11 protein-coding genes are annotated in these 9,237 nt (G+C 70.6%); 4 read left to right on the top strand and 7 right to left on the bottom strand.

Annotated elements, in window-relative coordinates:
* Nucleotides 1–505: 505 nt before the first annotated feature.
* On the top strand, nt 506–733 hold the full coding sequence (locus tag M3Q23_06730; GenBank protein MDP9341789.1) for a nuclear transport factor 2 family protein: 228 nt from the start codon (nt 506–508) through the stop codon (nt 731–733).
* A 323-nt stretch (nt 734–1,056) separates the two neighbouring features.
* On the opposite strand, the gene M3Q23_06725 is transcribed toward M3Q23_06730, so the two are convergent.
* Nucleotides 1,057–1,605: a hypothetical protein gene (locus M3Q23_06725; GenBank protein MDP9341788.1), complete on the bottom strand. Its 549-nt coding sequence runs from the start codon at nt 1,603–1,605 to the stop codon at nt 1,057–1,059.
* A gap of 361 nt (nt 1,606–1,966) precedes the next feature.
* Between M3Q23_06725 and M3Q23_06720 the strand changes: the two genes are divergently transcribed.
* Nucleotides 1,967–2,980: a methyltransferase domain-containing protein gene (locus M3Q23_06720; GenBank protein ID MDP9341787.1), complete on the top strand. Its 1,014-nt coding sequence runs from the start codon at nt 1,967–1,969 to the stop codon at nt 2,978–2,980.
* Nucleotides 2,981–3,014: 34 nt separating this feature from the next.
* Here the strand turns inward: M3Q23_06720 and M3Q23_06715 are convergent, their stop codons facing one another.
* Nucleotides 3,015–3,791: a hypothetical protein gene (locus M3Q23_06715; protein ID MDP9341786.1), complete on the bottom strand. Its 777-nt coding sequence runs from the start codon at nt 3,789–3,791 to the stop codon at nt 3,015–3,017.
* A gap of 26 nt (nt 3,792–3,817) precedes the next feature.
* On the opposite strand from M3Q23_06715, the gene M3Q23_06710 reads away from it, so the two are divergent.
* A complete protein-coding gene (locus tag M3Q23_06710; protein MDP9341785.1) occupies nt 3,818–4,534 on the top strand; it encodes an adenylyltransferase/cytidyltransferase family protein in 717 nt (238 codons plus the stop codon).
* A gap of 12 nt (nt 4,535–4,546) precedes the next feature.
* Complete coding sequence (locus M3Q23_06705; protein MDP9341784.1) at nt 4,547–5,737, top strand: FIST C-terminal domain-containing protein; 1,191 nt, start codon at nt 4,547–4,549, stop codon at nt 5,735–5,737.
* Here the strand turns inward: M3Q23_06705 and M3Q23_06700 are convergent.
* The 5 genes from M3Q23_06700 to M3Q23_06680 form a co-directional block, all read right to left on the bottom strand.
* Nucleotides 5,727–6,785, bottom strand: a complete 1,059-nt coding sequence (locus M3Q23_06700) for a hypothetical protein (GenBank protein ID MDP9341783.1) — start codon at nt 6,783–6,785, stop codon at nt 5,727–5,729. The two genes, M3Q23_06705 and M3Q23_06700, sit on opposite strands and share 11 nt — an antisense overlap.
* Before the next feature lie 60 nt (nt 6,786–6,845).
* Entirely contained in the window at nt 6,846–7,268 is a 423-nt protein-coding gene (locus M3Q23_06695; protein ID MDP9341782.1) for a TIGR03668 family PPOX class F420-dependent oxidoreductase, read from the bottom strand.
* Entirely contained in the window at nt 7,265–7,864 is a 600-nt protein-coding gene (locus tag M3Q23_06690; protein MDP9341781.1) for a methylated-DNA--[protein]-cysteine S-methyltransferase, read from the bottom strand. Before M3Q23_06690 ends, M3Q23_06695 begins: the two co-directional genes overlap by 4 nt.
* A complete protein-coding gene (locus M3Q23_06685; protein ID MDP9341780.1) occupies nt 7,861–8,334 on the bottom strand; it encodes an RNA polymerase sigma factor in 474 nt (157 codons plus the stop codon). The genes M3Q23_06690 and M3Q23_06685 overlap by 4 nt, the downstream gene beginning before the upstream one ends.
* Nucleotides 8,335–8,401: 67 nt before the next feature.
* Entirely contained in the window at nt 8,402–9,097 is a 696-nt protein-coding gene (locus M3Q23_06680) for an SCO1664 family protein (GenBank protein MDP9341779.1), read from the bottom strand.
* Nucleotides 9,098–9,237 lie beyond the last annotated feature (140 nt).

Raw genomic sequence — 9,237 nt, 5'->3', positions numbered from 1 at the left:
CGGGTCTCGATGCCGAGCTGCTCGTCTTCCTGCATCAAGGCGGTGTAGCCGACGATGTCAGCGAACATGACCGCCGCCAGCTGCCGGCGCTGAGGCTCACGCGCCGCCGCTCGGGCCAGGTTCGGAGAGCCGGGTGACTCCGTCGATCCTCGCTGGTCTGGCATGGCGCTGAACCTAGCTCATCGATGCCAAGCAAGGAACGGACGGGTTCATGCGGTCGACGGCGGCCCATGTTGCTCCGCGAAGGATCAGGTTCGGGTGGGACGCGTTGCGAAGGCATACGGTGTGCGGACCAACCACAGGAGGATGGCTCGGTGGCCCCAGATCCCGAGCAGCTTCGCGCTTTCGCCGAGCGCTACACCGCTGCCTGGTGCAGCATGGATCCCGCCTCGGTGGCTGCACACTATGCGCCGGACGGCTCCCTCGCGATCAACGGCGGTACGCCCGCGGTGGGCCGTGACGCCCTCACCACGGTCGCCGCGAGCTTCTACGAGGCCTCCCCGACATGCAGGTCTTCTTCCGCGATCTCGTCGTGGACGGGGATCGGATCGAGTATCACTGGACCTTCACGGGCACGAATACAGGCCCGGGTGGCACCGGCAACGCGGTTCGGGTGGACGGTTTCGAGTCGTGGACGATCGACGAGGACGGGCTCATCGCCGCCTCGCTGGGGAGCTACGACGCCGAGGAGTACGCGCGCCAGCTCGCGGAGGGTGTGTGGAGGCACTCTTGACCCGCTGTGGGAGGTACCCCTCTTAACCTGTGGGAGCTCCACTCCAGGGGTCCGATTCCCTGTGGTCAGCGACTTCTGAGAACACCCCACTCACTCACCAAAGTGTGTTCTCAAAACGACCCGGCCTGACCCTCAAGATTCTGTTCGGAAAGACTCTTTAGGTCTGCGTCGACGACTTGTCCGCATCTATGGCGTCGATCTAGCGCTTCGCGGTGGCGTTCGCCGGTTCCCAGGAACGACGAAGGTGTCACGAGCGTACGCTCATGACACCCTCGAGTGCTTGTTGGTCTCTTCCAGCGATGCCCGCCCGGGTCAGCCCGAGATCAGATCGTGGTCATCGTCGCGGAGACGGTGTCCTTGATCGAGGGGTCGGCGGCCGAGTGGATCGTGATGGGGCATCGGTAGCTAACGCCCTGCTTTTTCGTCTTAGCGATGATGTTGAGGGTGAAGACGACCTTCTTGTTCTCACTCGAGGGGGGAAAGGCGAACTTCAACGTCCCCTCCAAGAACCGGTTCGTGACCTTGGTCGCGCCGGCATCGGGTCGTTTGACGAGACCCAGGACGACGCGGTTGACCTCGAAGTGGTTGTTCCCTTTGCACCCCTGCACCACGATCTTGTCGCCGAGCGCCCCGTCGTTCTGGAGCGTGATCCAGTAGCGAACGCCCTCCCCCTCTTCCATCCTGATGTCGAGTGCCTGCCCACTGGCGGTCGTGTTGTAGACGTCGTTCCCGCGCCACGGGTGCGGGAGTGGATTGATGGTGCAGCCCGTACTGAGGCCGCAGAGCTTGATCCACGCGTCCGGCCGGTAGTCGGTTGTGGCGGAGGCGGGTCCGGCGAACGCGAGTACCGACGCGCAGATCGCGACCAGCATCAGGATCAAGAGCGAGCGTCGAGCCATCCCTAGAGTTATCGGCTGAAGGTGCTGCGCCCTGAAACCCGATTCCTCGGCGAATGAGATCTGCGAGCGACCGGTCGACTTCGGCCCGATATCAGGCAGGTCGGCGATCGGGACCGAGGGAGACCCTGGGCGGCGGTGCCCAGCCATTGGTTCCTCGACCCAGGAATCGAGCTACGCATAGGGTCAGGGAGGGCTCGCGGCCTCACCCCGAACTGCACACGTCCATGATTACACTCGCTCTGCGGGAGGGTGGCGAGCGGACGAAGGCGACGGTCTTGAAACGGCGTACTGGCGGTTTGCGCGGCCAGGAGCCGGAGCCGGCGGTCCAAACGAGTTGCTCTTCGTAAAGCGCAAATGGTCTAGCATCAGGTGGCTCTTCACAGGGGGCTCTGGGGGCTGTCGTGCTTCGGGTGATGCGGGGCGGTCCGCCGTCGCCTCCGATAGCGTTGCTCGTCAAAACGACAGGAAGAGGTTCGTCGTGGACACCGAAGCATCATCGAACGATCACAGACTCGACCAAGTTCGTCGCGCGGCGCTCGTCGAATGGGAGGCGATAGCCCCTGGCTGGGAGCGCCGCCGCGAGTATCTGCGCGAGTTCTCCCAAGGGATAACGGATTGGATGGTCGCCCGACTCGACCCGCAGCCTGGCCAAACCATCCTCGAGCTTGGCGCCGGGACGGGTGAAACGGGGTTCGCAGCCGCGCGACTGATCGGGGACAGCGGGCGGCTAATCTCCACCGACCTCCCGCCCGGTATGGTCGAAGTGGCGAAGCGACGGGCCGAGGAGCTGGGGGTCGAGAATGCCGAATTCCGTGTGGTCGATGCGGAACACATCGACCTGGCGTCCGGCAGCGTCGACGGGATCCTCTGTCGATGGGCGTACATGCTGATGCCCGACCCGGCGGCGGCACTGGCCGAGAGCCGCCGCGTGCTCCGGCCGGGAGGGAGGCTCGCCCTCGCCGTCATGGGTGGACCTGCACAGAACCCCTGGGCGTCGAGCGTCGCGATGTCGATCGTCGGTCTCGGGCTCATCCCCCCGATCGACCCCAAGGCGGCGGGCGGCGTGTTCTCGCTGGCCGATCCCGGCGACCTGCGCGAGCTTCTCCTCCGCGCCGGGTTCGACGACGTGCGGATCGAGGAGATGGAGTTCCACCTGCGGTTCTCGGACTTCGAGGACTACTGGAGCTTCGTTCGGGAGTTCGCCGGCGCGGTCGCCATCCTCTTGCGGTCCTTCTCCGATGAGGAGCGGGCCGCGGTCCGGGAGGCCACGGAGCGGGCCACGGAGGGATTTCGGACGGCCGAGGGCTACGACCTCCCCGGTCTGTCCATCAATGCCCTGGCGACCTGAACCATCGATCCGCCGCCGGTAGCCGCGGGAGCCCTCACAGTCGCTCGGCCAGCATGGCCAGCGCGGGGTGAAGCCGTACGCGCGACGCCCGCCGCGCGGCCTGGTCCGGGGTGATGATGCCGTCGGCGGCGGCGATACCGGAGAACAGCTCGAGGGGCGTGGCCTCGAACGGGGGCACGACGGGCAGCGCGACCGAGATGAACTTGGCGCTGCCGGCGACCGCGTAGCAGGGGACGCCGCGCGACCGGGCGGCCTGGGCCAGGTCGCGGGTTCGGACCTTGTTGATCAGCACGCCCGGCGTGACGGCGTCGGCGCCGACCACCACGGCCTCGACCTCGGCCGGAAGCGAGCGAATGGCCTCGTCGTCGTCCACGACGGTGGTCTCGGTCCACGCGCTGACCCTCCCGGCCATGGCCAGGCCCTCGCCGCCGGGGTGCGACGCCATGCACAGGACGTGCCCCGGCCGACGGATCCGGATGGCCTCGGCCACCGTGGAGGACACGGAGATCGTCAGCACCGTGTCGGGCAGGACCGCCGCTGCGGCAGAAGCGGCCCGGCCGTCGTCGCCCAGGGTCGCCAGGAACTTCTCCGCCGCGGTCCCGGTGGCATGGCCGCGGCTTCGAAGCATCGCGTCGGCCATCCGCCACAGCGGCGCCATGCTGGGGTGGCCGCGCAGCAGGGCCTCCACGGCGTCGGCCAGCTCATCGCGGGGCAGCTCGGCCAGGAGGCCGGCGGCGGCCCGAGCCGTCTCGGCGGCACCGAGCGTCCGGTCGGCGGCCAGCTCCTCGACCAGTGCCCGCGAGTCGTCCACTGCGACGAGAATACGCGGGCGGTTCCATGGCATTCGACAACGAGATCGAGGAGCTTCGCCGGTCCGCCCAGCCGAGGCTGCTGGTGGCGCCCGACCCGGGGCCGGTCCGCAGCGCGGCGCTGCTCTCGGGGTCGTTCGATCCGCTCACGGTCGCCCACGCGGCCCTGGCCGAGCGCGCCGCGGAGCTCGTCGACGCGGTGGTGCTCGTGTACGCCGTGGACACCCTGCCCAAGGAGGGCGGGGCCGCCCCACCCCTGCTGCCGGTGGCGGAGCGGCTCGAGGTGCTCCGTCGCTACTGCCGGCCCGCCGAGCGTCGCTTCGTCGGCCTGGCCTCGCACGGGCTGCTGGCCGACCAGGCCGAGGCGGCCGCCGAGCGCTTCCCCGGCGCCGAGCTGTGGCTGGTGGTGGGGTCGGACAAGGTCCTCCAGCTGTTCGATCCCCGCTGGTACGAGGACCGGGAGGCGGCCCTGGACCGGCTGTTCTCGCGGGCCGGGGTGCTCCACGCCGAGCGGGAAAGGACAGAGGGAGCCGTCCCCGTCCGCGACGTCATGGACCGTCTGGAGAACCGGCGGTGGCGAGACCGGGTGCGCCTCATCGACGTCCCGCCCGGCATCGCCGGGGTGTCCTCACGGATGGTCCGCGAGCTGGTCCGGCGCGGCGAGGACGTCGCGGCCCTGTTGCCGCCGGAAGCTCGGGAGTCCGTGGCCCGGGCGGTGCGTTCGGAGCGGGAACGCCCCGGGTAGGCTGGGCCCGAGATGAAAGCCGGCGCGGCGCTCGTCCTGGAGCTCGATCCGCGGTCGGCGGGCGCCCGGGCGGCGACGGAGGCCCGGGAGCAGTTGGGTGGCTCCGCGCCTTCCCTGGCCGTCCTGTTCGCCTCGCCGCACTTCCTGGGGACCGCCGAAGCGCTCCTGGAAGCGGTCCGCGACGAGCTGGGGCCGGTGCCGCTGATCGGGTGCGTCGCCGAGTCGGTAGTGGGCGGGTCGCGGGAGATCGAGGGCGAGCCCGCGGTCTCGCTGTGGCTGGCCGCCGACGCCGGCCCCGTCGAGACCTTCTCCATGGAGTTCGTCCGCACGTCGGCGGCCGGGGTCTTCTCCGGGTGGCACTTCGACCACGGAACCGGCTCGGCTGGGATGCACCTCCTGCTGTGCGACCCCTTCACGTTCCCGGCCGACGGCCTGCTCCAGCACCTGAACCAGAACGCGCCGGGCGCGCTGGTCATGGGCGGGATGGCCAGCGGCGGGCTGCCGGCGGGCCAGAGCCGACTGTTCCTGGACGGCACCGTGCGCTCGTCCGGGGCGGTGGGGGCCTGGCTGGCCGGGGCGGAGGTCCACCCGCTGGTGTCGCAGGGCTGCCGGCCCATCGGGAGCCCGTTCACGATCACCGCGGCGCAGGACCACCTGATCGTGGAGCTGGGGGGCCGGCCGCCCCTGGAGCGCCTTCAGGAGCTGGCCGTCACCCTGCCGGAGCACGACCGGGAGCTGGTGAGCCGGGGCCTGCACATCGGCAAGGTGATCGACGAGTACCGCGCGGAGCTGCACCGCGGCGACTTCCTCATCCGCGGCGTGATCGGCGTGGAGCCGGAGTCGGGAGCGATGGCCGTGGGCGACGAGGTCGAGGTGGGCCAGACGGTCCAGTTCCACGTCCGCGACGCCGACTCGGCGGACGAGGACCTCCGGGAGGCGCTGGACCGGGAGCTGGCCGGGCTCCGGGGCCGCCGGACCGCCGGCGCGCTGCTGTTCACGTGCAACGGCCGGGGGTCGCGGCTGTTCGCCGAGCCCGACCACGACGCCGCGCTGCTGGCCAAGACGCTGGGCGACGTCCCCGTGGCGGGGTTCTTCTGCGCCGGCGAGCTGGGGCCGGTCGGCGGGAAGAACTTCCTGCACGGGTTCACGGCGTCGATCGCCCTGTTCCCGGAGGAGGACGGGGCCGGCTCGGCTACCCCGTGATCTGCGTCTGGACCAGCGTGGCGGGGACGGAGGCGGTGAAGGCCAGGTTCTTGTGGCCCGCCGTCACCGAGTCGAAGTGCAGCTTGAGGTCCTTCCCCTGGAACTGCCCGTCGGACGTGTTCGTGGTGCACGCGCCCACGGTCCCCGCGGTCGCCGCGGGCCCGGTGAAGGAGCCGCTTCCCGTCGCGTAGGGCTTGGCGCTGGCCTTGACCTGGGCGGTCGTCCCGTCGGTCTTGAAATCCGCGGAGAACGGGTGCCGTCCGGGGGGCACGGCGATCTGCACGCTGTGGGTGACCGTGGCCGGCTTGGTGGACGGGTCCTCCAGGTACGTGAAGGTGAGGGTGTCGCCGGAGGTGTCCGAGCTCGGCACCAGCGCCACGTCCAGGACCGGGGCCGGGGTGGCGGCCAGGGTCAGGCCGGGCTGGCACGGCGAGACGGGCGATCCCGGGCAGTCCTTGGTGACGACGAGCTTGCTCATCGACCCGTCCAGGCGCGGCGTCAGCTTGGGGCTGTGGCCGCGGTTCGAGACCACGCCGAAGTAGTGCGCACCGTGCGTGTCCGCCTTCAGCGTGACGGGGCCTGTCACCGTTCCCCGGCGGACGCTGTGGGACCCGAACTGGGTGCCGTCGCCGCACGTGAGGGGGCCGGAGGACGGGGCTCCGTCCGCCTTCACCTGCACGTCTATGTGGCCGAACCGCCCCATGGCCTTCTTCGTGTCGAGGTGGGCTCCGGACAGGCTCGCCGCGATCCCGAAGTCGACGTCGGTGGCCGAGAACTCGAACCGGTGGATCTCCTGGACCTTGGTGCCCCGGGTCAGGGTCACGCTGAGCGAATGGAGGGCGCCCCGCTCCACCTGGATGCTGATCGCGTAGGGGAGTCCCTTGACGTTCCCGGTGACCGTCAGCTTGAGGACGGTGACCGGGGCGTCAGCCCGTGCCGCCGGGGCGAAGGCCAGCGCGAGCTGGGGCAGGGCCAGCGCCAGTACCAGCACGGCCCGCCCGACCGTCCGTTTCCTCCCGTTCCTGCGCAGATGCGCCGTTCGCTCCACGGTGTCTGTATACGGTGTTTCGTCGGTCGATGGCAAGGCCTCACGGTCGATGGCAAGGCCTCACGGCGAGAAGGACCAGGAGCTCCAGCGGTCGACCCGAACCACGACGGCGGGCCCGAACGGCGTGTTCCACTCCCGGTACTGGTCGTATTTCGCCCCGAGCAGCTCGATGGCCCGGTCGCGGTCCGGGCCCTCCTCGACGGAGGCGGTGCCGTCGACGCGGACCCACCACAGGGCTCGCCAGTCCTCCTCGTAGCGGTCCACCAGGAGGCTGACCCGGGGGTTGGCGGCGATGTTGGCCAGTCGCTTCAGGTTGGGCGAACGCTTCGGCTTGGCGTCCACCAGCGAGAAGACGGCGTCGCCGTCCACCGCGAACACGACCGGGACCACGTGGGGGCGGCCGTCCGCCCCCACGGTGCCCATGCGGGCCACTCGGCCCTCGGTGAACCTCCGCCTGGCCTCCGCCGGGTCGAGCGTGCTCACCGCAGCGCCCCTTCCAGCCGGAGCAGGAACTGCTTGCGCTCGATCCCGCCGGTGTACCCGCCCAGGCCGCCGCCCGCGTGCACCACGCGGTGGCAGGGGACCACGATCGGGATGGGGTTCGACCCCAACGCGTTCCCGGCCGCGCGGTACGCTATCGGCGACCCCGCCCGCGTGGCCACGTCCCGGTAGGTGAGGAGCGACCCGAACGGGATCCGCGAGGTGACCCGAAGCACCTTCTGGGTGAAGCCGCGGGTCAGCCGGAGGTCCACCGGGACCTCGAACCGGTGCCGCTCGCCCTCGAAGTACTGGTCCAGCTCCCGGCGGACCTCGTCCACCTGCCCCGGGGCCTCCAGGACCCGCGGCGAGACCGCCCGGGCCAGCTCCTCGAGGGCCTCGTCCACGTCCTCGTGCGGATAGGCCAGCCGCACCAGGCCCCGCTTCGTGGTCGCCACCAGCAGGGGCCCGAACGGCGAGTCCACCAGCGCGTAGGCCACGTCCGCCAGGCCCGCCTCGGCCGCTCGCGCGGCGAACGCCCGGGCCGCCCGGGTCGCCGCCTCGTCCAGGTCGGCCGTTCGAAGTTCGTCCAGTTCCCTCATCGTTCCTCGCTTTCCAGTAGCGCCCGGAGCTTCTTGCGCCCCTCGCGGGCATTGGCCCGGGCCGCTTCCTCGGAGCATCCGATGGCCGCGGCCACCTCCGCGTAGGGCAGGTCCAGGACGTAGCGGTGGACCACGGCCGCCCGCTGCATCGGGGGCAGGCCCCCCACCGCCCGCCACAGCTCCGGGTCCCCGTCTGGAGCCGTCGGACCCGGCTGCTCCGGGAGCTCGGCCACGGGGATCGGGCCGCGCCTCGCCCCCCGGCCGTGGTCGATGGCCTTGCGGGTGGCGATGGTCAGGATCCATCCCCGCAGGTTCGAGTCCGCCGGCAGCCTCGGATAGGCCCGCAGCGCCGAGAGGAACGTCTCCTGGAAGCAGTCCTCGGCGTGCTGCGGCCCCACCGAGGCCACCAGGAACCGGAACACCGGGACGCGGTACTCCTCCAGGAAGGCCGAGAACGGCGGAAGTCCCATCGCTACCTTGAACGCCTGCGGAGGCGGTGGCGTGAGATGGCGGGGGCCTCCCGGGCGCCGGCGCCGCTCAGACCGGCGGCCACGGATACGGGCGGCCGGGCCCGGGCTGGGGAAACCGTCCCGTCGAGACCAGCCGGTCCACCCGGATCCGCACGGCCTTCAGCTCCTGGTCGTCGAGCAGCCCGGACAGCCGTTCCCGCAGTGTTCCCGACCGCAGGTCCCCCGACAGGCGGCGGAGATCACCACACAGGGCGTCGGGAATCGGTTCGCCGGCGAACTCCCAGATCACCGTGCGGAGCTTCGGCTCCTCGCTGAAGCACACGCCGTGGTCCACCAGGTAGATCCGGCCGTCGCCGGCCAGCAGGCAGTGGCCGGCCTTGCGATCGGCGTTGTTCACCACCACGTCGAACACCGCCACGCGGCGGAAGTCGTCCGCCCGCGACTCGCGCAGCGTGAAGTAGTGCTGGGCTGGGTCGAACTCCACGAACCGCTGGACGGACCCGATCCCATGCGGGCCGTCCCGAAGGACCGTGGTGGGGACGTCCGGCCACCCCAGGGCCCGGGCCACCTCGTACGCCGCGACCTCCCGCCGGTGCAGCGTCCCGTCCGGGAAGTCCCACAGGGGGATCTCGCCGGCCTGGGGCTTGTACACGGCCAGGGTCTCGTCCGACCCGGCGCGCACGCGGACCAGGAACGTGTAGTTGGAGGCCCGGGGAAGCAGCCCCAGGATCTCCAGGTCGCCCTGCTCGAGCAGGGACACGATGCCGTCGGCCTGGGTGCTGATGGCTTAACCTCCTCCCACGAGATCGCCCCGAGGGAAAGCTTGCAGTGCTTGTCCCTTGAGGACTGAGATGAGACGGCTTCCCTCAGGGCCGGTCTCGGAGGCCCGACGTCCACAAGGGT

It is taken from the genome of Actinomycetota bacterium (genome assembly GCA_030774015.1).
GTDB lineage: Bacteria > Actinomycetota > UBA4738 > UBA4738 > JACQTL01 > JALYLZ01.
Note: the sequence above shows the minus strand (reverse complement) of the source record. Positions and strands in the feature narration are given on the sequence as shown.

Bases quoted from the DNA above. Each gene is read 5' to 3' on its own strand.
- M3Q23_06730 (MDP9341789.1), top strand. From the start codon at position 506: ATGCAGGTCTTCTTCCGCGATCTCGTCGTGGACGGGGATCGGATCGAG.
- M3Q23_06725 (MDP9341788.1), bottom strand. From the start codon at position 1,605: ATGCTGGTCGCGATCTGCGCGTCGGTACTCGCGTTCGCCGGACCCGCC.
- M3Q23_06710 (MDP9341785.1), top strand. From the start codon at position 3,818: ATGGCATTCGACAACGAGATCGAGGAGCTTCGCCGGTCCGCCCAGCCG.
- M3Q23_06705 (MDP9341784.1), top strand. From the start codon at position 4,547: ATGAAAGCCGGCGCGGCGCTCGTCCTGGAGCTCGATCCGCGGTCGGCG.
- M3Q23_06690 (MDP9341781.1), bottom strand. From the start codon at position 7,864: ATGAGGGAACTGGACGAACTTCGAACGGCCGACCTGGACGAGGCGGCG.
- M3Q23_06685 (MDP9341780.1), bottom strand. From the start codon at position 8,334: ATGGGACTTCCGCCGTTCTCGGCCTTCCTGGAGGAGTACCGCGTCCCG.